The sequence below is a fragment of the Leptospira bourretii genome (assembly GCF_004770145.1).
GTDB classification, from domain to species: domain Bacteria; phylum Spirochaetota; class Leptospiria; order Leptospirales; family Leptospiraceae; genus Leptospira_A; species Leptospira_A bourretii.
Map to the genome: position 1 here is coordinate 91,845 of NZ_RQFW01000016.1, position 23,904 is coordinate 115,748.

24 protein-coding genes are annotated in these 23,904 nt (G+C 37.8%); 15 read left to right on the forward strand and 9 right to left on the reverse strand.

The annotated features are described in order from the left end of the window. Positions 1–13 precede the first annotated feature (13 nt). Complete coding sequence (locus EHQ47_RS10770) at positions 14–670, reverse strand: TetR/AcrR family transcriptional regulator (protein ID WP_135777170.1); 657 nt, start codon at positions 668–670, stop codon at positions 14–16. A gap of 125 nt (positions 671–795) precedes the next feature. On the opposite strand from EHQ47_RS10770, the gene EHQ47_RS10775 reads away from it, so the two are divergent. After that, positions 796–2,793, forward strand: a complete 1,998-nt coding sequence (locus EHQ47_RS10775) for an oxidoreductase (protein ID WP_135777171.1) — start codon at positions 796–798, stop codon at positions 2,791–2,793. Between the two features lie 9 nt (positions 2,794–2,802). Continuing rightward, positions 2,803–4,551, forward strand: a complete 1,749-nt coding sequence (locus EHQ47_RS10780) for an acyl-CoA dehydrogenase family protein (protein WP_135777172.1) — start codon at positions 2,803–2,805, stop codon at positions 4,549–4,551. Positions 4,552–4,570: 19 nt separating this feature from the next. On the opposite strand, the gene EHQ47_RS10785 is transcribed toward EHQ47_RS10780, so the two are convergent. Then, positions 4,571–5,752 (reverse strand): serine hydrolase domain-containing protein, encoded by a 1,182-nt coding sequence (locus EHQ47_RS10785; protein ID WP_244290316.1) that lies wholly within the window; start codon positions 5,750–5,752, stop codon positions 4,571–4,573. 159 nt (positions 5,753–5,911) lie between these two features. Here EHQ47_RS10785 and EHQ47_RS10790 point away from each other — a divergent pair, with 159 nt between their 5' ends. The 3 genes from EHQ47_RS10790 (at position 5,912) to EHQ47_RS10800 (ending at position 7,808) form a co-directional block, all read left to right on the forward strand. Beyond that, positions 5,912–6,250: an EF-hand domain-containing protein gene (locus tag EHQ47_RS10790; RefSeq protein ID WP_135747626.1), complete on the forward strand. Its 339-nt coding sequence runs from the start codon at positions 5,912–5,914 to the stop codon at positions 6,248–6,250. Positions 6,251–6,606: 356 nt separating this feature from the next. Next, positions 6,607–7,440: a PAQR family membrane homeostasis protein TrhA gene (gene trhA / locus EHQ47_RS10795; protein WP_135747627.1), complete on the forward strand. Its 834-nt coding sequence runs from the start codon at positions 6,607–6,609 to the stop codon at positions 7,438–7,440. Between the two features lie 80 nt (positions 7,441–7,520). Next, positions 7,521–7,808 carry a hypothetical protein gene (locus tag EHQ47_RS10800; protein ID WP_244290317.1) on the forward strand — a complete coding sequence of 96 codons (288 nt, stop codon included), beginning with the start codon at positions 7,521–7,523 and terminating at the stop codon, positions 7,806–7,808. A 63-nt stretch (positions 7,809–7,871) separates the two neighbouring features. Here EHQ47_RS10800 and EHQ47_RS10805 read toward each other — a convergent pair whose 3' ends face one another. Beyond that, a complete protein-coding gene (locus EHQ47_RS10805; protein ID WP_135747628.1) occupies positions 7,872–8,831 on the reverse strand; it encodes an NAD(P)-dependent alcohol dehydrogenase in 960 nt (319 codons plus the stop codon). 120 nt (positions 8,832–8,951) lie between these two features. Here EHQ47_RS10805 and EHQ47_RS10810 point away from each other — a divergent pair, with 120 nt between their 5' ends. After that, positions 8,952–9,656 (forward strand): TetR/AcrR family transcriptional regulator C-terminal domain-containing protein, encoded by a 705-nt coding sequence (locus EHQ47_RS10810; RefSeq protein WP_135777174.1) that lies wholly within the window; start codon positions 8,952–8,954, stop codon positions 9,654–9,656. A 12-nt stretch (positions 9,657–9,668) separates the two neighbouring features. Here EHQ47_RS10810 and EHQ47_RS10815 read toward each other — a convergent pair whose 3' ends face one another. The 3 genes from EHQ47_RS10815 to EHQ47_RS10825 form a co-directional block, all read right to left on the reverse strand. Next, positions 9,669–10,196 carry a hypothetical protein gene (locus tag EHQ47_RS10815; protein WP_244290318.1) on the reverse strand — a complete coding sequence of 176 codons (528 nt, stop codon included), beginning with the start codon at positions 10,194–10,196 and terminating at the stop codon, positions 9,669–9,671. Positions 10,197–10,490: 294 nt separating this feature from the next. Next, complete coding sequence (locus EHQ47_RS10820; RefSeq protein ID WP_135777176.1) at positions 10,491–12,314, reverse strand: alginate export family protein; 1,824 nt, start codon at positions 12,312–12,314, stop codon at positions 10,491–10,493. Positions 12,315–12,436: 122 nt separating this feature from the next. Then, positions 12,437–12,997, reverse strand: coding sequence for a DUF1415 domain-containing protein (locus EHQ47_RS10825; protein ID WP_135777177.1), 561 nt, complete (start codon positions 12,995–12,997; stop codon positions 12,437–12,439). Between the two features lie 145 nt (positions 12,998–13,142). Here EHQ47_RS10825 and EHQ47_RS10830 point away from each other — a divergent pair, with 145 nt between their 5' ends. The 9 genes from EHQ47_RS10830 to EHQ47_RS10870 all read left to right on the forward strand — a co-directional run bounded on the left by EHQ47_RS10830 (position 13,143) and on the right by EHQ47_RS10870 (position 21,899). After that, positions 13,143–13,997 (forward strand): EboA domain-containing protein, encoded by an 855-nt coding sequence (locus tag EHQ47_RS10830; RefSeq protein WP_135777178.1) that lies wholly within the window; start codon positions 13,143–13,145, stop codon positions 13,995–13,997. 7 nt (positions 13,998–14,004) lie between these two features. Further along, positions 14,005–15,033, forward strand: a complete 1,029-nt coding sequence (locus EHQ47_RS10835; RefSeq protein WP_135777179.1) for a TatD family hydrolase — start codon at positions 14,005–14,007, stop codon at positions 15,031–15,033. Then, complete coding sequence (gene eboC / locus EHQ47_RS10840) at positions 15,034–15,900, forward strand: UbiA-like protein EboC (protein WP_135747634.1); 867 nt, start codon at positions 15,034–15,036, stop codon at positions 15,898–15,900. It abuts the gene before it with no gap. A 9-nt stretch (positions 15,901–15,909) separates the two neighbouring features. Then, entirely contained in the window at positions 15,910–17,073 is a 1,164-nt protein-coding gene (locus EHQ47_RS10845) for a 3-dehydroquinate synthase (RefSeq protein WP_135747635.1), read from the forward strand. Further along, a complete protein-coding gene (gene eboE, locus EHQ47_RS10850) occupies positions 17,070–18,278 on the forward strand; it encodes a metabolite traffic protein EboE (RefSeq protein ID WP_135777180.1) in 1,209 nt (402 codons plus the stop codon). Before EHQ47_RS10845 ends, eboE begins: the two co-directional genes overlap by 4 nt. A gap of 12 nt (positions 18,279–18,290) precedes the next feature. After that, positions 18,291–19,688 carry an alkaline phosphatase family protein gene (locus tag EHQ47_RS10855; RefSeq protein ID WP_135777181.1) on the forward strand — a complete coding sequence of 466 codons (1,398 nt, stop codon included), beginning with the start codon at positions 18,291–18,293 and terminating at the stop codon, positions 19,686–19,688. Between the two features lie 41 nt (positions 19,689–19,729). Beyond that, positions 19,730–20,938 (forward strand): Crp/Fnr family transcriptional regulator, encoded by a 1,209-nt coding sequence (locus EHQ47_RS10860; protein WP_135777182.1) that lies wholly within the window; start codon positions 19,730–19,732, stop codon positions 20,936–20,938. 121 nt (positions 20,939–21,059) lie between these two features. After that, entirely contained in the window at positions 21,060–21,452 is a 393-nt protein-coding gene (locus EHQ47_RS10865) for a DoxX family protein (RefSeq protein WP_020775627.1), read from the forward strand. A gap of 132 nt (positions 21,453–21,584) precedes the next feature. Beyond that, positions 21,585–21,899, forward strand: coding sequence for a winged helix-turn-helix domain-containing protein (locus EHQ47_RS10870; protein WP_135694869.1), 315 nt, complete (start codon positions 21,585–21,587; stop codon positions 21,897–21,899). A gap of 24 nt (positions 21,900–21,923) precedes the next feature. On the opposite strand, the gene EHQ47_RS10875 is transcribed toward EHQ47_RS10870, so the two are convergent. The 3 genes from EHQ47_RS10875 to EHQ47_RS19920 form a co-directional block, all read right to left on the reverse strand. Further along, positions 21,924–22,895 carry a ketopantoate reductase family protein gene (locus EHQ47_RS10875; protein WP_135747638.1) on the reverse strand — a complete coding sequence of 324 codons (972 nt, stop codon included), beginning with the start codon at positions 22,893–22,895 and terminating at the stop codon, positions 21,924–21,926. Positions 22,896–22,925: 30 nt separating this feature from the next. After that, a complete protein-coding gene (perRA, locus tag EHQ47_RS10880) occupies positions 22,926–23,354 on the reverse strand; it encodes a peroxide-responsive transcriptional repressor PerRA (RefSeq protein WP_135747639.1) in 429 nt (142 codons plus the stop codon). A gap of 265 nt (positions 23,355–23,619) precedes the next feature. Next, complete coding sequence (locus EHQ47_RS19920) at positions 23,620–23,754, reverse strand: hypothetical protein (protein ID WP_279638206.1); 135 nt, start codon at positions 23,752–23,754, stop codon at positions 23,620–23,622. Between the last annotated feature and the right edge of the window lie 150 nt (positions 23,755–23,904).

The window sequence follows — 23,904 nt, forward strand, 5'->3', positions numbered from 1 at the left end:
TGAAAGTTCTGGGTTATACGGATTTCATTCCAACGTAGGCATACTCTGTTACCGTTTGGATGAATTTTTCCATTTCTTTTGGGTCGTTTTTCATCTGCAAACGGCCTTCTAAGAATAACATAGCAATTCCGTGAATCATCGCCCAAGAAGCTAAGGTTTTTTCTCTGGTATTTCCTTTTTCTAAATGTCCCAAAGATTGGCCCATTCGAATGATCTCATGTAACTGGCGATAGGTTCTCCTGGAAACAGCAAGTAATGTTGGATGGGTCTTTGCATCCACTCCCGTTCCACCAAACATTATCCTTGCGAACTGCCTGTTTTCCATAATAAACTGGAAGTAGGTCCAACCGAGGGCTCTATATCTTCCTTTAAAGTCTTGGTCAGTTTTTTCTAATTCTTTTTGATAAGTTTCAAAATACTTTTGGAATCCGATTTCGGCTAAGGCTGAAAACAAAGCATGTTTATTTTCAAAATGGTGGTAGGTGGCGACATGGCTCACTCCTGCTTTTGCGGCCACTTTGCGGAGTGAGATATCTTCGAGAGAAGTGGTTCCGAGAAGTTCCAAACCTGCTTGGACCAATGCTTCTTTTACATTCATTCCATTTTCTTTTGAAGGGCGGCCTATGGCCTTCGGTTTTTTCTGTATGGTTTTTTTTCTCGAAATCGCCATTTCCCCCATTTTCACTTCGGCTCTCATAATGACTAGTGTTAATTACCATTGGTAATTTTAGAACTTGCTTTCAAAATTCAAAATATTACCAATGGTAAATTAATTCAAACTAGGAAATTGTCAGAATGAATCCAGCATTTTCACCGATCCAAATTGGTAATTTTACCCTCCCCAACCGTTTTATTATGGGCTCCATGCATCTTGGTGTGGAAGGAGAAACCGGCACAGCCGAAAGGATGGCCGCTTTTTATGGCAAACGTTTCGACGGGGGCGTAGGTCTTATCGTGACCGGTGGGATCAGCGTGAATGAAGAGGGAAAAGGATCTCGGACTTTTTTTAACATCCAAAAAGAAGAACATTTTAATGAATTAAAACGTATGAATGAACTCCTCTCAGGTAAGGGGGCCATGTGCGCCCAACTTTTCCATGCAGGTCGTTATGCTGCAGATAGAAATTGTGTGGCTCCGTCTGCCATTCGTGCACCAATCAATCGTTATGTGCCAAAAGCTCTAACAGAAGACCAGTGTTGGAAAACCATAGAAGACTTCGGAGTGGCGGCAAAACTCGCACGAGAAAGTGGATTTGGTGCCGTTGAGATTATGGGGAGCGAAGGTTATTTATTAAACCAATTTTTTTCTCCAGTAACCAACCAGAGAGATGATTATTTTGGCGGGGATGCAGAACGCCGGATGAACTTTTCCATAGAAGTCCTTCGTGTCGTGAAAAAACAACTTCCTGAAGGTTTTCCTGTTATTTTTCGTATGTCAGGGATAGATCTGATTCCTGGAAACCCAAACTTTGAAGAAGTTATTCAGCTAGCACAAGTTTTGCGGGATGAAAAAGTTTCTGCTTTGAATATTGGTATCGGTTGGCATGAATCTAGAGTTCCTACCATTAGCCAACTGGTTCCGAGAGGGGCTTGGGTTCCCATAGCAAGTCGGATCAAGGAAAAGGTCACTGGGGTTCCCATCATAGCATCGAACCGAGTGAATGATCCCATCACCATGCAAAAAGTTTTTGATGAAAATAGGGCCGATATCATTTCAATGGCAAGACCATTTCTTGCAGATCCATCCATTGTCAAAAAATTCCAAACCGGAATGTCAAATCGAATCAACACTTGTGTCGCTTGTAACCAAGCCTGTCTTGATCATGCCTTCCAAGAAAAATTTGTTTCCTGTATTGTGAACCCAGAAGCAGTCCATGAATTAGAATTTTCGAAACCTAAAACCACTGATCCTAAAAAAGTTCTCGTGATCGGAACAGGGCCTGCAGGGCTTGAGGCAGCACGCGCCAGTGCAAACCTTGGCCACAAAGTCACTCTTGTGGAAAAAGCCAATGTCCTTGGTGGTCAATTCCAGTTGGCATCTAACATTCCAGGTAAGTCAGAATTCAAAGAAACCATTCGATATTTTGCCAACGAACTACCTGCACTTGGAGTTGAGATTCGATTGAATACAAATGCAACCTTAACATTGTTAGAAACAGAAAATCCTGATGTTACTATATTTGCCAGCGGTGTGAAACCACGTGAGTTTTCTTTAAAAGGACTAGAAAATCTTCCATCAGGAAATTATACTGAGTATCTCACTGGAAAATTCAAACCAGGAAAACGTGTAGCAGTGATTGGTGGAGGAGGGATTGGTGTGGATGTGGCCCATAGATTGACGGAAGAAGAAGATCCAACTTTAAATTCCTATGATAAAAAATACAATATCAGTTCCTTTACCAATGCTGGGGTTCAGAAAGAAAAAGCACATAGGGATGTTGCTGTCTTTCGTAGGAATGGAAAACACGGAGCAGGGCTTGGGCCTACTACATTTTGGGCCCTCAAACAAGAGTTAGAATCTGTGGGAGTGGAATTTTACCAAGGCCTTACTTACAAAGAAGTCACAAAAGAAGGTTTAAAAGTGGAACTAAAAAATGGAGAAGAGTTTTTGTATCCTTGTGATTCACTGATTTTATGTGTGGGTCAGGAAAAAGAAAACTCTGTATTAGATGAATTCAAATCTAAATACCCAAATAAACAAACCATTGTGATTGGTGGGGCAAAAGATCCAAAAAATATCGATGCCAAACGAGCATTTTTAGAAGGTTTAGAAGCAGCGCATAGCATTCATTAGGAGAAAAAAATGATCGCAAATAACTATTTTTCAGAAGACGAAGACTTACAGGTAATTTTTAACCAACTTCTTGATTGGGATTCCATCATCAAAGAAACAGAAGGGGAAGGTTTTTTTGACCACCAAACATTTGTAAAAACAAATAACCCTCGTTATGAAATGGCTCCTTCTACAAAAGAAGAAGCAATCGAACTATATACTTCTAGTTTGGAAGCAATGGGTGATTTTTTTGGAAACGATGTGTCCCAAAAATCTCAGACAATGGATCGTAATGAATTAAAGTATTCCAATGGAAAGGTGATTTTTCCTAAAGAAACCATCGAGGTTTATGAAAAGTTTCGAAACACCGGTCTTATGGCGTATTCTCTTTCGAGAGAAGCAGGTGGTCTTGCTTTCCCGGCAACAGTAGGCGCACTGTATGCGATGCTTATGGCTCGCGCTGATGTTGCTTTTTGTATGACGACTACCTTACTCAACTTAGCACAAATTGTGGACCGGTTTGGAACACCCGAACAGGTAGAAACCTATGCCACCAAGGCTGCCACTGGAGAGTGTTTGTTTGCAATGTCCCTCACGGAACCTGATTATGGATCAGACCTAAACAATGTAAGAACTGTTGCGGTGAAACAAGAAGATGGAAGTTACCGCTTAACAGGAACCAAACGGTTCATCTCACAAGGTTGTGGGCTTGGTGATCATCCAGCCCTTCTTCTCACTCTGGCACGCACTGGAAAATCGGAAGGTGGGGCGAGAGGACTTTCTGTATTCATTGTTAAAAGTGAAGATGTATTTGTTGCAGGTATCGAAAAGAAAATGGGGATTCATGCTTCTCCCACTTGTGAAATTGTCTATGAAAACACTTACGGGGAAATTTTAGGAGAAGAAGGACTTGGTCTCACTCGTTATACTGCAGGAATGACAAACTTTATGCGACTTGTTTCTGCCTCCGGTGGTTGTGGTGGGGGAGCTGCTGCTTATTTTGAATGTGTGAAGTATGCAGGTGAAAGAAAACAATTTGGAAAACCCATTGGTGAAATTCCTGCAGTGGCAGAGATGATTCATAAAATCAAACGGGAAACCAACGCAATGCGACTTCTCACTTTAGAAACAGCTCGTGTGATTGATATGTACCAACACCATCAAATTCGGATGGAAAAAGTTGGGAAAGACGATAGGGAAATTCGAAAAGACGAAAAGGTAAAGTATTGGTCTACACTTGCTTCCACTCTCACTCCGATGGCAAAGTATTATAGTTCGGAAGAAGGACATAAATGTACCAATCTCGCTGTGCAAGTGTTTGGTGGTGCAGGTTACACAGAAGATTACGATATTTCTCGTATGTTTAGGGACTCTCGAATCAATACGATTTATGAAGGCACAAGTCAAATCCATGTTCGTATTGCTACAGGTGCCATTCTTGCCGGTATGGCAGGCGATGGAAATTTCAGAAAGTATCTCAATTCTTTGAAAGCGGAGATCCCAACTCCATCTTCTTTTCTATTGGAACAAGAAAGAGTTTTGGAAGAATCCATTCGTGTGATGCGAAACATCCAAGAAGAAGTGAGAAAAGAAACAGTCGCAGAAAACTTAATGATCCAGATGACTCGTTACATCTGTAGTTTGTTATACGAAAAATCAATTTCAAAAATTAAGGACTCTAAGGTCAAAGAAACTTGGGAAAAAGATTGCCGGGCCTATGTCATTGATAGTGCTGCCATTGCGCAGTCTTCTTTGTATCGAATTCAAAATTTTGGATAAAATGATAGTCTAGAGTTTTTCACTTAGCGGTTGTTATGATTTTTTCGACTACGTCCAAAATTCTTTGGATGGAGGTCGGATCTCCATAACCACCTGCAGTGGTAACGATTACCATATCTAAACTGGGGATGGAGAAAATGAGTTGGCCTCCATTCCCTAGCGCAAGGGACCAAGGAATTTTTTTCTCCAAATAAATCGTTTCTCCGAGCCACCATTGATACCCATAACCAAGAGACTTTCCATCTTTTCTAAATATTTTTACCTCTGAATCGATTTGAAATTTAAGTGAGTCATTTAACCATTGTTTTGGAACAATTTGTTTTCCTTTCCAGTATCCATGGTTTAAAACCAACCTGCCTAACTTTAACATATCCCTCGGTCTTAATCGAAGGCCTGCATGGGGAAGGGCTCTTCCGTTTTGATCTTCCACCCATTCAAAGTTTTGAATTTCTAATGGATCAAATAACCATTCTTTCGCCAATTCTTTTAATGATTTGTTGGTTTTTAGAATTAGAATATCAGAAAGAACTGAAGTTCCTCCTCCGTTGTAGTTGAATTTAGTCCCTGGTGGGTTTAATATTTTTCTGTCAAAAACAAAACCTGGTATGTCCTTTTTCCAAAGGAGTCGTGTTTCATCACTAAATAAAAACCCATACCTCCATTCTTCCCAAGCAAGTCCACTACTCATTGTTAAAAGGTGTTTCCATGTAATTTTTTGTTTGGAATCATCCACTGCAACGGGTAACTCAGGGTAAAAAGAAAGAACAGATGTATCTACTCCATCGATTATTTTTTTATCAATAGCAATCCCAAAAAGTAAAGAAACTACTGATTTACTAACTGACCTTACATCATGTAAGGTATTAGTATCAAATTTAGTTTCTCCATCAAAAGGGAATCTGAGACCATAACGTTTATTAAACGAATGGTCTTCTCTGGTATTATAAATTTCTGTTACTAGTTTCCCGTGTCTTTCCATCAGAAAGGAATGAAATTCGCTTTGATCCGAACTAATTTCCTTTACCAATTGGCAAAACTTTGTATCATCAAATCCAGATTCGGTCGAATTCGAAATTTCCCAGTCGGAAAAAGTAATTGGTTTGGCACAGTTTTCCTTGGCAGTTGGTTCTGAATGGATCGGAAGGTTTGTAAAAGTAAAAAGGAAAAGTGTTACATTGATTAAAATCTTTTTTTGGTTCACGGTTTGTATCCAAGGATTATGTTTCCGAAATGATAAACGAACGTAAATCATTGGAAAATCAAAAAATAGAATGAATATAAAAAATTTGGAAATGAAAAAATCCAATGAAGGTGTTGACGAAATGAAAAAAACGATCAAAAATACCGCAGAGGTTTTTCTATGAAAAAAATTCTAATCATCCTAATTAGTTTTGGTTTTGCTACTATAGCTTCCCTATCGGCTCATGACCACGACGGTCATGGAAGGAATGCGATGGCTGGGGATCATTTCAAAAAAATGGATGCCAACGGTGACAATAAAGTTTCTAAAGAAGAATGGCAAAAGTTTCATGATGGATTTTTCACCGAACTTGACAAAGACGCTGATGGATCAGTGACTTTAGAAGAGATGAGGGCCTCTCGTATGGAAAAACGAGAAGAGAAAAAAGAAGAAATGAAAGAAAAAGTCAAAGAAGCAAAAGCCAAAAAAAACGATAAAAAGAAAAAACCATCCGAATAACATCTGTTTGGGACGGGGCGCCTCGCATTTAGTTCTATCATCGAAATTTCAAAGATGACTCGACCGGGCTCTCCGCTCCAATCTTTGCCCTTCAGGCAAAGGATTTCCACTGCGATCCCTGGCGCAGGACTTTATTTTTTACTTTGAACGGAATTGAAAAAAGTGTTTCGCCGATTCCACTACAGTTAGATAAAAAACAACCATAGAAGTTAATACAAATCCAAACTCAATGCACTAGGAGTAGAATTAGAGAATTTCTAATCTGTTTTAGGAGTATCGACATTCATATCGATCGACTTTGACTTTCGATTGACGTTGGAAAATGAAAGAAACTAAACTGGTCAAATCAAAGTCTTATGAAAGCGAAAAAATCCAAAACCAAACCATCCAAAAAGTTGAATCATTCTAGTAAACTAACGAACAAACAAAAAACCTCATCGAAAAAAAAAGAAAATATCCAAGAGAGTTCAACAACTTCCTTTTCCTTCCAAACACAGGGGAACCTTTCCCACCAATCAACAGCAGAACTCATTGATACCATTCATGAATATTCGATTGGACATGAAATTGCAAATGCAGTCACGCATGGAATTGGAGGTGGACTAAGCATTGCTGGTCTTTCTATTTTATTGACAATGGCCGTTTTGTATGGTGATGTTTGGCATATTGTGAGTTCCGCGATTTATGGAGCCACTCTCATTCTTTTGTATCTTGCTTCTACTCTCTACCACGGAATTTATCACGCAGCTACAAAACGCATTTTTAAAGTAATCGATCATGCATCCATTTATTTGTTGATTGCAGGTACATACACTCCATTTACACTTGTTAGTTTGCGTGAACACTCGGAGTGGGGATGGACCTTATTTTTAGTCGTTTGGATTTTGGCTTTTGCTGGGGTTCTTTTATTATTATTGTTCCCAGGAAAATATAGTGGCGCCCGAGTTGTCGTTTATATCTTAATGGGTTGGCTTGCGATTTTTGTTGTCAAAGACATCAGAACGGCCATTGGAATGGGAGGTATATCTTGGCTTGTAGCAGGTGGGCTTAGTTATACGGTAGGTGTCATTTTTTATCTTTGGGATAGTCTGCCATTCAATCATGCGATTTGGCATCTTTTTGTTCTTTCGGGAAGTCTTTGTCATTTTTTTGCAATTTTGTTTTATGTATTACCTCCAGTTGCAAAGTAAAAAAATGATTTGTCAATTAATTGCAAAACAGTAGAATTCACTCCTCTTTTTGTTTTTAAAGCAAAAAGTAAGGAGAATATATGAGAACATTGGTCACGATTAGTTTTATGCTGATGATGGTCCTAGGTACAACATCCTTAGTTGCCGAAGATTGTTTTCTTTGTGGAAATGGTAGTTCGAATGGTTGTGAACAATGCCGCGGAAAGGATCGAAAGGCATGTGAGGCAAAAGGTTGTAAAATTTCGGGTACAGCTTCTTGTTCGACTGCAGCCAATGTAAAGGTTTGCCGAGTGGATCACTCGTCTAAAGATCTGACCTTTGTAGAAACTTTAAGACAAATGGAAAGAACTCAAATAAAAACAAATTAAATCTCTTGTAGTGCTACCACAAATTGTTGTGGTAGCTCTTGAAATGTATCATATAGGCAGAGATTATTTAGTTATTTCGATTACGACATTTCCTTTTTTGTGTCCTGCTTCCACATATCGATGGGCTTCTACCATTGTTTCCAGTCGGAAAGACCTATCGATCACTACCTTAAAGATTCCTTTTTTAGTGAGTTCAGTTAAAAAATTTAAGTTTTCTAAAGTCTCAGCGATTGGTCCAAATTTAATATTGATGTGTTTCGTCAGAGATATCCAAGCTGCCTGAAACATTTCTTTGAAGGAAGCACCTACTAAAACCAAAACTCCCCCTTCTGAGAGATGTAGTAAATTGGACGTTATAGAGGATTTCCCAACGCACTCAAATACAACATCATATTTTTTGTTATGTGATTCTGAAAAAAAAGTTTCATAATCCATAACAAAATCCGCACCTAATGATTTAACTAATTGGAAATTTCCTTTGCTACAAACGGCTGTTACTACAATGCCAAAATGTTTTGCCAATTGGATGGTTGCTGTTCCTACAGAACTTGAGGCCCCATAAATAATCATTGTTTGGTTTTTTTGTAAGTTGCATTTTTGAAGGAAATCAAGAGCTGTTAAACTTCCAAATGGTAATGCAGCTCCTTCGGGAAATGATATTTCTTTTGGAAGGATTGTGATCACAGATGATTCTTTGATACAAACGTATTCTGCATATGCACCCATTTGCATTCCAGCGGATCCAAATACTTTATCTCCAATTTTGAATTTTGTGACATTTTCACCGACAGCTTCAACAACTCCGGAAATCGATAATCCAAGGACTGGTTTTTTGGGTTTAAAAATTCCAAAGTATAATTTTGCTAGTTTAGGATCTGCTTTGCGAATGCGCCAATCACCAGAATTGACTGCGGTATTGTAATTTTTGATTCTGATTTCATCTTTTTTTGGCGTTGGGATCTCCCATTCTTCCAGTTTTAAAACTTCAGGTGGTCCATAATTTCTATAAGTAATTACTTTCAAAGAGTTGACTCCTGTTAGGATTTAGACTTACACTGTAAGTATGTCAACATAATTTATTTACTGATTGTGCTATTTTTTAAAATAAGTTATAGTGATATTTAGGATAAAAAGAGTTTGTTTATGGTAAAAAAGAAAACTGGGAAACCAAATAAAAATCCACTAAAAACAAATTTAAAAAAAAGGAATACCCTATCGAAAGGATTGGTTCTAACGACTGCAATCCAATTGGCGGATGAGTCCGGTTTAGAAGAATTATCGATGAGAAGTTTAGCCGTACGCCTTGGTGTTGAGGCAATGTCTTTGTACAATCATGTAAAAAATAAAGATGAACTTTTGGATGGAATGGTTGATTCTGTTGTCTCTCAAATCGCTTTACCGAAGATAGGTGGTGACTGGAAAAAAGAAATGAAAAAGAGGGCTAGATCTGCTAGGGAGATTTTAAATTTACATCCATGGTCAACTATGTTGATTGTTTCTCGGATCAATGTAGGACCTGCTATGTTATCTTATTTTGATGCTACGCTTGGTTGCCTTTATTCTGCCGGATTTTCATTACCTATGGCAGATCATATTATCAATGCCGTCGATAGTCATATATATGGTTATATATTACAAGAATTGAATTTCCCTATTGATCCCAAAGAATATTCCAAAGCAGCAAAAGGTTTTTTGCCCAGTTTGGAAAAAAGTCCCTTCTTCTATTTGACTAGTTTAACAAAAAAAGTTGTGTCCGGAAAATACAATGGTCTTCATGATTTTGAATTCGGTTTGGACTTAATTTTAAACGGTATCAATGTTAATCTAAATTTTTTCCAAAAAAAATGACGTTTTGATTCGTTATTGGATTGGTAAGGAGGACCACTTTGTTTCTTCTAAATCTAGTTTTGTTTGTTTTTTCATTTCTTCAATGATTTCTGATGTTTGTATGATCTCTTTAAATCCTGAATACCCTGAACTATCTGATTGCCCGGCATCACCAGTTAGCAGAGTGGAAATGATGGCAGAACTAATTTTAGTACTTAAACTCGTTTTAAAGCTTCCTACTATAGATTCACCTACATTGTCCATATCAGGATCAATACCTAATTTGTTTTGGTTGAAATCTCCTATATATTTTCCCAACACAATGATTTGATTTGGTTTCACCGAAAATTTTGATTTCTCTAGATTTTGGCGATCCATGATATAATACACATTCGCTTGTTTTTTTGTTTGTGGGTCTATTTCTTGGACATGTGCACCTACAAATGCATATTCGCCTGGCTCGATATTGAAAACGTAATATCTTGATCTTGTTAAAAAATTAGTTTCTACCATTTTTAACTCACTGATATTATTTTTCGATTTGTCTAGTTTGACAAACATGACCCTAATAGGGTAAAAGTATCCCATTAAAATTTTGGGTATAACGAATTCGAAAACAATTGCAGAAGATTGATTCTGGGAATTGGGCACAATGTCCGGTTTGACCCTGCAGCTGAATAATGTTATCGTCAGTAGTAATAAAAAAATATTTCTCATTTTTTGTTAGGACTTTTTGTATGAATCATAGTGGATGTTTTTTTATAAAAAGGTCAACAATAATCTGCTTTGAGTTTCGGTGGAGAAGTTGAAAAAAAGCCAGAAATGTTCTGGCCTGAGGATTTTTTTGTATAACTGTTAAATAGCAAACACACTCTGGAAGGTAAAGTAACTTGAGTTTGGTTTGAAATCATACCGATGGTATGGATCGGTTTCGTATGGATTATTTTTTTGATTTCGAATCGCATCTCCCGCATATAAAGAACTAGCACCAAACCAAAAGGAAACATTTTCGAATGGTGTGACGATATAGATAAGATTAATTTCTGTGGCCACATGCCTTCCTAACTTTGGTCGGTTCTGATTATATGCTTCTGTATTATAGTAATCTTCAGTCGATGCGGTTTCCCCTGTGGCTTTACTCCCTGCAACATAGTTATTGTTATCATAATAACCATCTTGGAGTTTTACTTTATAATACCAGTGTGGGTTAATAATAAATACTCCCCACTTTGCAGATTCATATTTAATATGAACGGAATAGTCTTTGATGTTTTGCCAGAAAACCATTCCCGAATTTCCGTTTCCTGAGAATGGCATCCCACCTCCGGCCATTCGTCTTGTTGCAAAGAGTGGGTTGTACGTCGCAACACTTCCATCATTTCTATTGGGGTCCCCAGAAGCCTGGACATATTGTACGCCAATTCGAAATTCTTTTACAGGTGTGTAACCTAACTGAACGGCAACGATATTTGCTTTGTATTGAACTCGGGATGATAAAGGAGGGGGCTCTCCGGTTTTTTTATCCGTTGTATATGTTCCTGTTTGGTTTAGCCAATCTGGCGATACTCTTTCTCCATTAAATCCTGTTTGCCATGCAGCTTCTACCATCCAGTCAATCCCTGTTTCACTTGCGATTGTATTATTTTTAGTCCTGTTAGTAAGTCGAAATCCAGAAGTGTTGAGTTGGTCTGGACCTCGGTAATAAATATCTGATCCATAGTTTGCCGTTGTATTGGTTGCTTTTTGTTTTTGTTTGTAAAGGGTGAAATTATAAACTTCAATTCCTAACCATTCCCATGGTTTATATCCATAGTGAGCACCATAATAAGAAGCATTTCCTGTCCCACCAAGCCTTGTGGAATTGTTGGAGACCATACTGTTGGCGTTGTTTTCTGAACCAATGATTGCACCAAAAAAATCTAAACTTTGTTTTTGGATGGTAATTGTTGTTCGCACAGCATCAAAAGAGTTCCCATTCAAACTATCATTTCGAGACCCCAAAATCCTTCCATCTCCATAGTCCAAAATTTGGCGACCCGTACGAACTCGAAACATTTGGTTGGTTGTTTTTAAATCCAAAAATGCTTCCCGAAAACCAGTATAATTGTTTAAAGCAACTTCTTTTTGTTTGGTGGTATCGACTAGTGTTCCTCCATTTGGGATCACACCAAATTTTTGATCAGCGGCTCCACTTGTGATTTCTCCACCCCAAAGGCGTACATCCTGTAGCGTGATTTTAAATAAAATATTTGGTGATAAGTCTCCAATCACATAAAACTGAGTTTGGTTGCTTACCGTATTTCGATTGTCAGGTGTGGACCTGTCAAAGTCTGTATTATAAAGTGAGTCTGCTTTTGGTCGTATTCCAAATCCAACACGGAAACGATCGGCAAACCAAAGATTAGTGTTTTCCTGCATCGCCTTTCTTTGTTTTGCGGTAACCTGTAAACTTTTTAAGTATTCTCCGGATAAATTTCCTTTCATCGGACTCACGTATTCAACAGGTTCTTCCGGCAAAGCAGGGGGTTGTGGTGGTGGCGTTGGCGGAGGGGGTGGAGTTTCAGGCACTTCTTTTTTAGTAGGAGTGATGAACTGTGCTTCCAAAGGTATGGTAAAGTAAGATAATAAAAATCCAAACCATAAGAGACCAATGATCATTCGATGATTGCCTGCGTACATTTGATACCACCTGTGTTTTGAGCCAGTGGATATAGTTTATAACAACATTCAAATCTTATATTTTTTGATGGGTAGGAATCTTAGGATTTGTCATAGGAATCAAATGGAAATTTGGAAAGAAATTATCTTTTGAGTTGGCGCCATCCTTCATGGTCTAATTTTTTCATCGTTTTTCGATTGTTTTCAAAAATACTGTCAATATTTGGATGCGTGTCAACGATTCGACTGATGGAATCTTCACGTAACAAATGTAATATAGGATAAGGAGATCGTCCAACAAAATTAGTTATGTCGTCTATGTGTTGGTCAGCAAACTGAAATTGAGGATGGAAGTTTGCGATTTGTATGATCCCTTCCAAATCCAATTGGCGAAGGAGAAGGTCCGTCTCATCTAAAAAATCATTTTGATCTAGAAAATCATCCAAAACATAAGGATGGATGAGGAGGGTAGTTTCAACTTGAAGGGGATCACTCGAAACAATGGTATTTAATTCTGATTTTAGATCAGTTAAAAGTTCTTTGGTGTTTTGGGAATTGCTGATCGTATAACGAATTGTATTGGATAAAAAGCTAGGTTTTGCAAAAGGACAAAGGTTAAGTCCTATCACTGCTTTTTGAATCCATTCTTTTGTTTTGAATAAAATCTCATCTGCAGTCTCTGAATGCTTTGGTTGTTTTTCCAATTTGTATCCTTTTATTTCCGATTCTTTGTTGATTTCAGAAAACCGAACATTAAAAACAAGCCAATTGTTCGAGATTCGGATTTTGTTAGCGATTATTTGATTTACGAAGTGACCCTAGGTCAGAAGATTTCAAATATCTCTTCCTATGAATGCCAACACTACAATAGAATTGACTCAATTTCTTTTTGAAATGACAACAAAGTCGGAGCGGGAGTGGTTAGAAAACAAAACAAAAACGAATGTTTTGGATTTAATGACTGCGTTTGTTGCAGCACCTCGGTTTTTATCAAAAAAAAATATTTCTTATGATGATAAAGCAAAAGGGAACTTAATTCCACATTTGCCTGGGTATCAAGTGGACGGGTGGAGCCTTGTTCGTTTAGCGAGAGTTTGGTTGTTGTTACAAATTCCTCAAGATCCAAAAGAGGAATGTATAAAAAATATTGAAACACTTTTTGATACAGCCGAATTAAATGAATTGGTTGCATTATATTCCGCCCTACCACTTCTTCCTTATCCTTGGGAATGGCTTTCACGAGCAACAGATGCAGTTCGTTCCAATATGGGTTTTGTATTTGATGCTATATCTATTCTCAATCCTTATCCTGAATTGTATTTTCCTGAATCTGCTTGGAACCAACTTGTATTAAAAACAATTTTTAACGGAAAACCAATTCACTTGATTTATGGATTAGATCGACGTAAAAATAAGGAATTGGCAATTTCGATTTCTGATTTTATTGATGAACGATTTGCTGCTGGGAGAAAAATCCCTCCGCAAATATTGCGACTGCTCGCACCGTTTTCAAATGAGGAACATTCTTCGACTCTCATTCGTATGTTTGCATCTGAAGAAAGTGGTGAGAAAGAGGCCGCAGCTCTTGTCTGTTTTGAATCCAAAGAACCTAAACTTCGCTCATTACTAGCAAACCAGCCAGAATTAGAATTATCAATACAAAACGGAGAGTTGGATTGGTCTAAACTAGAGTCCATCGCTTAAAAAATCAATGTGCCAAAATCCAAACGAACCAAAAAAAAATCCTTCTCATTTTGAATCCATAGAACATTCCGAAGATACTCCAACCCATAGAGATTTGTTATGGGAAGATTATGAGAACCTGATCCAAGGGATGCGATTTTTTGATCCTCATATCCATATGGTGTCTCGGACCACTGACGACTACCAAATGATGGTAAAGGCCGGGATTGTTGCCATCATTGAGCCTGCATTCTGGGTGGGCCAACCAAGGACTGGACTTTCTAGTTTTAAAGACTATTATAGCAGTCTTGTTGGCTGGGAAAGATTTCGATCTTCTCAATTTGGTATCAAACACTACTGCACAATGGGATTAAATTCTCGAGAAGCGAATAATGAACGTCTTGCGGAAGAAGTGATGGAGATTTTGCCTTTGTTTGCTTTTAAAGAAGGTGTCGTAGGAATTGGAGAGATTGGTTTTGATGACCAAACAGTTTTAGAAGAAAAATATTATCGCCTTCAATTGGAACTTGCAAAAAAAGCCAAGTTGCCTGTACAAATTCATACCCCACATCGGGATAAAAAAAGAGGAACAGAAAGAAGTATGTCGATTGCCATCGAACATGGTTTAGATCCTTCTTGGGTTGTAGTGGATCATAATAATGAAGAAACCGTTAAGTCAGTGTTAGACAAAGGGTTTTGGGCTGCCTTTACCATTTATCCATTTACTAAAATGGGAAATGAAAGAATGGTTTCTGTCGTTGAAAAATATGGACCGGAAAGGATCATGATTAATTCAAGTGCCGATTGGGGAATTTCAGATCCACTTGCAATTCCTAAAACCGCTGCTCTTATGATGCAAAGAGGAATTCCGAAAGAGGTGATTCGAAAGGTCACTTACCAGAATGCCATTGATGCTTTTGCAAAAAGTGGACAGATTGATGTAAGAGATTTTGATTTAGAATTTTCACCCGATCCCAATGCAAAATTTCATGGTAACTCTGTCCTTCGGGGTGGCCAACAACCAGTGGTCAATAAAAACTCTTTGTTTATCCAATAAATGAATTTAAAAGCTTACCTAACTTTACTGAGACCGGCAAATGTAATCACAGCTTTGGCTGATATACTTGCAGGTATGGCCATTGTGGGTTTTGTTTGGAAGGACAGTACCCCTATTTTTCTTTTTCTCTCCACCATATGTCTGTATGGTGGAGGAGTTGTTTTAAACGATTATTTTGATGTAGTGATCGATACGAAGGAAAGACCGGAACGTCCTATTCCCAGCGGTAAGGTTTCTAAACATTCAGCCTTAGTGTTTGGTAGTATCCTACTAGGACTTGGTCTTTTGTTTTCTTTTTTATATCAAACACAAAGTGGATGGATTGTTTGTTTCATTATTTTGGCAATTCTAACTTACAACCGTTTTGCGAAACACCATTCAATTTTAGGGCCAGTGGTTATGGGGCTTTGCCGTGGTGGTAATTTGATTTTAGGAATGAGTTTGGTAACTAATATTGAATCCAACCGGCTTTTTCTTTCTCTTTTCCCAATTGTTTACATAGCAGCAATCACGATGATTAGTCGAGATGAAGTCCATGGTGGAAAAAAAACTAACTTAGTGGTTGCCGGTGTATTATATTTGATTGTGGTTTTTTCGCAATTGACACTTTCTTTTTTCATAGGGAATTTTTATTACAGTTTTCCTTTCGGACTTTTGCATTTGGGAATGATTTTCCCTCCTCTTCTTGCGGCCTACAAAAATCCCATTGGACCAAATATTGGTAAGGCGGTAAAAATGGGTGTAATATCCCTTATCATTTTAAATGCATCTTTTGCTTCCAGTTTTGGATTTGTTTTTGTCGCTCTTTTGATTCTTTGTTTGTTGCCGGTTTCTTTGTTGTTGGCAAAATATTTTTCGGTTACCTGAAATTTGAATATGTTTGAAAGTTTATATCCTTCTCTTTCTTCTGAGTTCCAAGTTAAATTTCGTTATACTGTTCAGTTTACGAAAAAAATTTTTCATCCAGAAAATCCTACTTTGTCTCGATTTTTTATTTCTGAACAGAACTTAGGAACTACAAAAAAAGCTTTGGTTGTTTTAGATGAAGGTTTACTCTCTCATTTCCCAAATTTAGTTTCCGAAATTCGCAGTTATTTCCAGGGTTTGTCTCAAGTAGTTCAACTAACGAGTGATATAATGGTGATTCCTGGTGGAGAAAGTTGTAAAAACAATCCAAAAATTTGGGATTCTATAGTTTGTGCCGTGGACCAGTTTGGGATCGATCGTCACTCTTATATCATCGGTATTGGTGGAGGTGCCATTCTCGATTTAGTAGGTTATGTGGCGGCTGTTTCACACAGAGGAATCCGCTTGGTCCGAATTCCTAGTACAGTTTTATCACAAAATGATTCGGGAGTAGGAGTAAAAAATAGCATCAACTACCAAGGTAAAAAAAACTTCCTTGGAACTTTTGCACCACCTGTAGCCGTGTTTAATGATCTCAGCTTTTTAGAAAGTTTAGATGATCGGGATTGGCGGTCCGGAATGGCAGAGGCAATCAAAGTTGCTTTGATCAAAGATCCAATTTTTTTTGAATGGATTGAATCCAATGCTGAAAATTTAAAGAATCGAAATTTAGATACAATGTCGTATTTAATCCATCGTTGCGCAAAACTACATATGGATCATATTGCAAACGGCGATCCATTTGAATTTGGTTCTTCTCGCCCCCTAGATTTTGGACATTGGGCAGCCCATAAATTAGAATACTTAACTGAGTTTTCATTGCGTCATGGTGAAGCTGTTGCGATTGGAATGGCTTTGGATACCGTGTATTCCTATCAAAATCAATTTTTACCAAAGGAAAGTAGGGATCGTATCCTGGTTTTATTGAAACAACTAGGATTTGCAACATATCATCCCAAATTATCCGAGAATAATAAAGAAAATTTATATTTAGGATTGCGAGAGTTCCAAGAACATCTTGGTGGTAGGCTCACCATTATGCTGTTATGTGGTATTGGAATCAGTAAGGAGGTTCACGAAATGGATGCAAAAACTTTGGCTGATTCTGTAAACTTTCTGGAACAATACACATGAAGACAAAATACGGCTATTTAACTTATTGTTCCAATATTCATCCTGGAGAATCCTGGTCCGATCATTTTTTACACCTAAAATCTCACTTACCTAAAATACACCAATCCGTTTCTCCTGAGGCACCAATGGGATTGGGGTTACGTTTAAGCAATGAAGCTTCCTTGGAGTTGATGGACCCTGAGGTTATGGCTGAATGGAAAGATTGGTTAAACAAAGAGGGGATTTATGTTTTTTTAATCAACGGGTTTCCCTATGGCGGTTTTCATGAAACCGTTGTTAAAGAAAATGTTTATCGACCCGATTGGGCAACGAAAGAAAGGTTTGATTACACTCTTCGTTTGTTTTCGATCCTCTCCGAATTATTGCCCGATGGAATGGAAGGGGGAGTTTCTACACCTCCATTGTCTTATTTTTATTTTGATTCAAATGAATTCTTGCGTAAAGAAAGGATTTTATCGGCAACCGAACAAATCGTAAATGTCGCAATACATCTGATCCAAATGAAATTGGATCGTGGCCAAATATTACATTTGGACATAGAGCCGGAACCGGATGGAATTTTAGGAAACGTAAAACTTTGGGTAGAATGGTTTTTGTCTGATTTTCTTCCAATGGTTGTACCAAGAATCAAAACTATGTTAGGTGTAGACCGGAAAGTCGCTGAACAAATGGCCAGAGATCATATTCGCATTTGTTTGGATGCCTGTCATGCTGCTGTAAGTTTTGAAGATAACAAAAGCATTTTATCCTTACTCGCAGAACATTCCATTCAAGTTGGCAGGATTCAAATTAGTTCTGCCTTAAAAATAAATTTTTTAAAAGGAACAAATTCATTATTAGACTTGGTTTCTAGTTTTGACGAGCCGACCTATCTCCACCAAGTGCTCATCCAATCGGAAGACAAAACATTGGAATCTTTTCCTGATTTACCACAAGCAATCCAAAATGGAAAAAAACAAAGTGTTGAATGGCGGATACATTTTCACGTTCCTGTATTTTTAGAATCCTACGGGCTTCTTTCTTCCACACAAAAGGAAGTATTAGAACTTTTAAATCTACAAAAACAAACTAAATTCACCAATGCTTTGGAAGTAGAAACCTACACATGGGGAGTTTTGCCAAAGGAAGTACAAATTCCAGTTTCAGAATCAATTATTCGTGAATTGCAGTGGGTACAATCTGTTTTAGAAGATAAAAATAAGTGAGAAATGTTTAAAATGAAACAATCAAAAAACAAAGTATTCCAAAAAACAATTGTCATTGATGTTGTTGGACTTAGCAGTCATTTGGTGGGAGAATTCACACCTTTTTTAAAAAAATTTCTGGACCAAAGAAAAACTCTCCTCATCGAGCCTATGTTACCTGCCGTTACAACAAGTGTCCAGTCTACTTACTTAACAGGAAAATTACCAAAGGAACACGGCATTGTTGGAAATGGATGGTATGACCAAGAGGATGCAGAAATAAAATTTTGGAAACAATCTAACCATTTAGTTTCTGGAGAAAAAATTTGGGAAAGAGCCAAAAAAATAGATCCGAACTTCACTTGTTCAAAAATGTTTTGGTGGTACAATATGTACTCTAGTGCCGATTATTCTGTCACCCCAAGACCACAATACCATGCTGATGGTGTCAAAGCACCTGATTGTTATTCGCATCCACCAGAACTTCGTGAAGAACTCCAATCAACTTTTGGTCAATTCCCACTATTCAACTTTTGGGGTCCGAATGCCAGTATCAAATCGACCCAATGGATCGCCGATGCAACTATCTATGTTGATAAAAAATATAATCCTAATTTAACGCTTGTATATCTTCCGCATCTAGACTATTGTCTTCAAAAGTTTGGTCCTGATTTTTCTAAGATTCAGAAAGAACTTTTGGAAATTGATTCTGTATTAAAACAGTTAATCGAATATTATGAATCACAAAAAACCAAAATTGTTTTGCTTTCTGAATATGGAATTACACCGGTCAATCGCCCCATCCATATCAACCGAATTTTAAGAGAGAATGGTTATCTTTCAGTTCGAAAAGAAAGATGGTATGAACTTTTAGATCCCGGTGCATCCAAAGCATTTGCTGTATCCGATCATCAAATTTCTCATATTTATTGTAATGATCCAACAAACAAAAAACAGATCATGGAAATCTTGAGTAAGGTTTCTGGAATTAAACTTATTTTAGATAAAAAAAGTCAAAAAAAATACGGAATAGATCACAAACGTTCTGGAGATATTGTGTTAGTTGCCGATTCCGAATCCTGGTTTACATATTACTACTGGTTAGATGAAAGGAAAGCTCCAGATTATGCTCGTTTGGTGGATATTCATCGAAAACCAGGCTATGATCCTTGCGAAATGTTTATGGATCCAAAAAATCCAATGATTAAGCTTAAGGCAGGGCTGAAATTACTCCGAAAAAAACTGGGATTTCGATACCTAATGGATGTCATCCCTTTGGATGCAAGTTTGGTTAAGGGCTCTCATGGGGCCTTGCACCAGAAAAAGGATTTTTACCCTATTTTTTCTTCAAACAAATTATATCCCCAAAAAGAAATTTCTGCTACTAAAGTGTACGATTTGATTTGGGATCAGATGACTTCAGAGATTTAAGTGTTTGACTAGTATCCTTCGGAAACATTATTTTTAACCCAGTGTCTGTAGAAGAAATCAAAGTTGTTAATTATTCCAAAGGTGCTGCCATTGTTGTGCAGAATTCCATTAATACAGGAAACTTTTTTATTGTCAGGTCTGGCCGTGTGTCCGTTGATTCCGAACACATTGTGGTGGATCATGAGCTTGCTTTTTACGAAGCAGGCGATAGTTTTGGACTCGTTTCCGCTCTCACCGAACATCGGTTTTTAGTGACCTTGTTTGCTGACACAGATGTAGAACTAGTACAAATTCCTATCCGACTTCTCGGCTCTTATCTCAAAGAAAGAAAAGAACTTGCAATGAAAATTTTGGGTTTGTATTCAAGAGAACTCAGAACCTTACAAAAACATCTCTCCAAAGCAAATAAACCAGCCGATCGTGATTACCATCCTGAACGTTTAGTGCTCAATGCTCGGACTTACCTTTCTTGGCAAAAACCAAATTTAGCTGCTTATTCCCTACAGACGTTTATCAAATGGTCAAAGGAAAATAACTCAACAGAGAATTTATCAGAAGCCACTGAATTACTCAGATCCATTGGATCCAATTACAAACCTTTTGTTTGGGAGAGTATGCAATCCAATTTAGAAGCCGGCGAAATTCTGTTTGTCGAAAGTGAAAAAAATAACGAAATCTATGTTGTGTTAGAAGGGAATGTCAAACTATTCAGCATTGTTCGCGGGTATGAGTATGTAATCGATGTTTTGGGGCCTGGTGAAATTTTTGGGGAGATGTCATTGATTGACAATGCCCCGCGAATGGCTTCGGCCATTACAGAAACAAAAAGTAAAGTACTCCGTGTTACTGCAGAAAACCTCTTTGAATCAGTGGGACCGTCTTTGTTACAAAAAATCTTTGAGAGCATTGCCAGACGGATTTGGTTTTCACACCAACGTTTGGTGATCCTTCGGTTGAAAACACCTGTGATTCGACTTTATGCTTATTTGTATAATTCGATTCGAGACCAGGACATCCGTTTGGGTAGAACTTTAGATGAAAGCCTTGCCAATGCTCATACCATTTACATCCAAATGGAAGAACTTTGTAATATGTGCGGGATCATCAAAGTCAAACAGGACACCATCCAAGAATTTTTGTCCGACACAAATCTTGTAATTGAACCGAGTCGTATCACGATCAAAAGCCGCAAACGTTTGGAAGAAAAATTGGGACATTATAAATCAAAAGAGGGGCAGATTGTCGCTTAAAGAACCAGGGAGGAGACTCAATTTTCCTGGTTTGGGGTTCAGGGCGAAAACGACATAGATCATTTTTCTAACATTCAAAAATTTGTAATGATTTTTTTTTCCGCTATGTTCTAGTTCGGTGATGAAAAAGTTTCTCGTGTATTCTCTCGGGGCGTTCTACATAACAGCTGGCATCAATCATTTTTTCTCTCCCGAATTTTATTTGGAGATGATGCCTGACTACCTTCCTTTTCATGAACTATTGAATGTTACGAGTGGACTTGCAGAAATTACCTTGGGGTCCCTTGTTCTTTATGAAAGGATGCGAAAGATGGCAAGTTATGGAATTATCTTACTTCTTTTGGCGATTTACCCTGCCAATATCAATATGTTGTTAACCGCTTTGGAAGGCAAAGATTATGGTGTTCCAATCTGGGCTTTGTATGCACGATTACCATTTCAGTTTTTGTTTATTTATTGGGCATGGCTTGTGCGAGATTACAAATGGTCTAGTGAATCTACTGAATCAATGTAAGTTAGGTGAAGGCATTTCGAAGATAGTTCTTTTGATTTTTTAGTGGATGAATTGAGTCGGTAGTATTAGCTGGAACATTAGGAGTTTATGTTTTTTTAATGGAATTTCCTATTTGGATTTTAAATAGTAAAAATGATAAAAGAGCCGAAGAAAAAATTGCAAGAGAACACTAAAAAAGGAGGCCAGTGGACTTTTCTCTCTAACCATGCACATGTTTTGATATGTTTGAGCAAAGACCCTGAAATTCGGTTGAAGGATGTAGCAACTCTTGTTGGCATCACAGAGAGAGCAGTGCAAGCAATTGTAAAGGATTTGGTTGAAGCAGAAATTTTAGAAAAAAGCAAAGATGGACGGAGAAACCAATACATCATCCAAACCGAACAAAAACTACGACATCCTTTAGAAGCCAATCATTCCATTTTGGAATTACTTAGGTTAGGTAAATAACGAAAGAAAGTTCCTAATTTTTTGTTATAGGCTCTTTTCTAATTCTTTTACTTTCGAAACAATCCATTCGTTTTTTGGCACTTGAATTCCTTCGGTGTTTGCAATTTTTACAACTTCACCATTGATAAAGTCAATTTCTGTTTTTCGGCCATGATCTAAATCTTGGACCATAGAAGTACGAATTTTGTAATACTTTAGGCCAAGTAAAATTAGTATTAGATGGCGTATCCATGTTGGCATAGCACCTTTTCCACCACCTAATTTTTGAATGGGGAAAGATCCTGGAACAACTTGTTCTTCAATCTTTAGATGATTCATCAGTGATTTAATTTCTGTCACGGTATCTAATGCATCTTTTCTTGAATTTTTATTTAGAAACAACTGACCTAAACTCAACTGTTTGGAGGCTGCTAATCCGTTGATAATCGAATTGATTGCAAGTTTATGCCAACGGAAACCAGTAATTTGGTCTGTTCGTATTATAGGGATGTGCGGAGGAAGTAGTTGGTTCCAGATTGGTTCTGGTTTTGGAACTCCTCCTATAATGAGACTTCCTACATTTGACTGGTAATAAGTTCCATCGGCTAAGGTTTGTGTATTCCAACCAACAACTCCGCCGAGTATTTTATTTTGATAGGATTCAAAATGAACTTCTGGAATTCCATTTTGAATGAGAATCCATTTCCCTTCTGGCTTCAAAAATGTTTTGGTTTCTTCTAAATATTCGGGAAGATTCTGATTTTTGCATCCAATGAAAATATAATCAAATGAATCATTACGGTCATGAATATTTGTTAAGTGTTCATTTAGATCTATTGAAACAATATGACCATTAGGTCCTTGGAACCTAATGGGATTCTCACTTAAAAATTGAAATCTGTTTTCGTTACGACAAAGAATTTTAAATGGAATGGAATTTTGATAAAGAGCATTGATGATGGTCGCTGTAACGGAACCGATCCCGCTAATGGCTATGGAAGGAAGTTTCGTTTGCATATCGCTCTGAAAAATAAGAAAAAGGGAAAGTTATTTCCCTCTGAGTGTAATGACAAGTTTAACGTTCTCTAATTTTTTACCTGTCTTTCTAAAATAACTTTCCTTCAATTCATCCAAAACTTTGGACTCAAGTACTTCGTCCATCTCTACGTCAGTGATCTCGCCAGTTTCTTCATTGAGAGCATGGTGGTGTGGACCAATGTTGGAATCAAAATGTGTCACGCCACTTTTTAGTTCCAAAGTTCCTAACATTCCTTTTTCTGCGAAGAGTTTGAGATTGTTGAAAATGGTGGCTCGAGATGCATGTGGAAAATGGGAATTCACCAAATGGAATACTTCTTCTGCAAAAAGATGTTGGTGTCGCTCTAGGAGCAAATGTGCCATTTCCAATCTCTGCGAAGTGGGGCGAATCCCATGAGATTCAAGGAGTTCCTTGGTTTTTTGGTAACTTAAATCCATTTCAGTTTCACCTTCTCTGGATGCTTTTTTTTGTCAATAATTAGACTAAGTCTAAAAAATCATTTGCTAGGAATGAGTTTTATTTTAGATCAAATCTAATCAAAATGTTTTCTGGAAGGTAAGTCGGTGCAGAAGGAAACCTAAGTTATTTTGTTAACGAATGGAATGGGTGAGTCAGGAGAAGAGCAATGTCCGGAAGAAACGGAGTGCTTAAGATTTACAGAATCGACTATGGGGCAGGTTCTCTGGGCTTCGGTGGTTTCTTCTACCACCATCGAATGGTAAGAAGCGATCTTTTCTCAGTTACTGCAAAAGGAAAGTCACTTACCTTTTTGACTGAGGGAAGAAATCCATCCCCTGACAAAAGAAAACCCATCACCCATTTGCTCCCTGCTTCCATTTACCCCATGGTCTCCCAATGTTCACCTAACCAATGCAGGTGAAAGTTTCATCCTTATCAAAACGGAACAAGTAGGACCCAAAAAAATCCTTGCACTTCGGAAAGGTTCGGGTTCAATCCTTTCGGTGTTCTCCCGAGATTCTAAAAAAC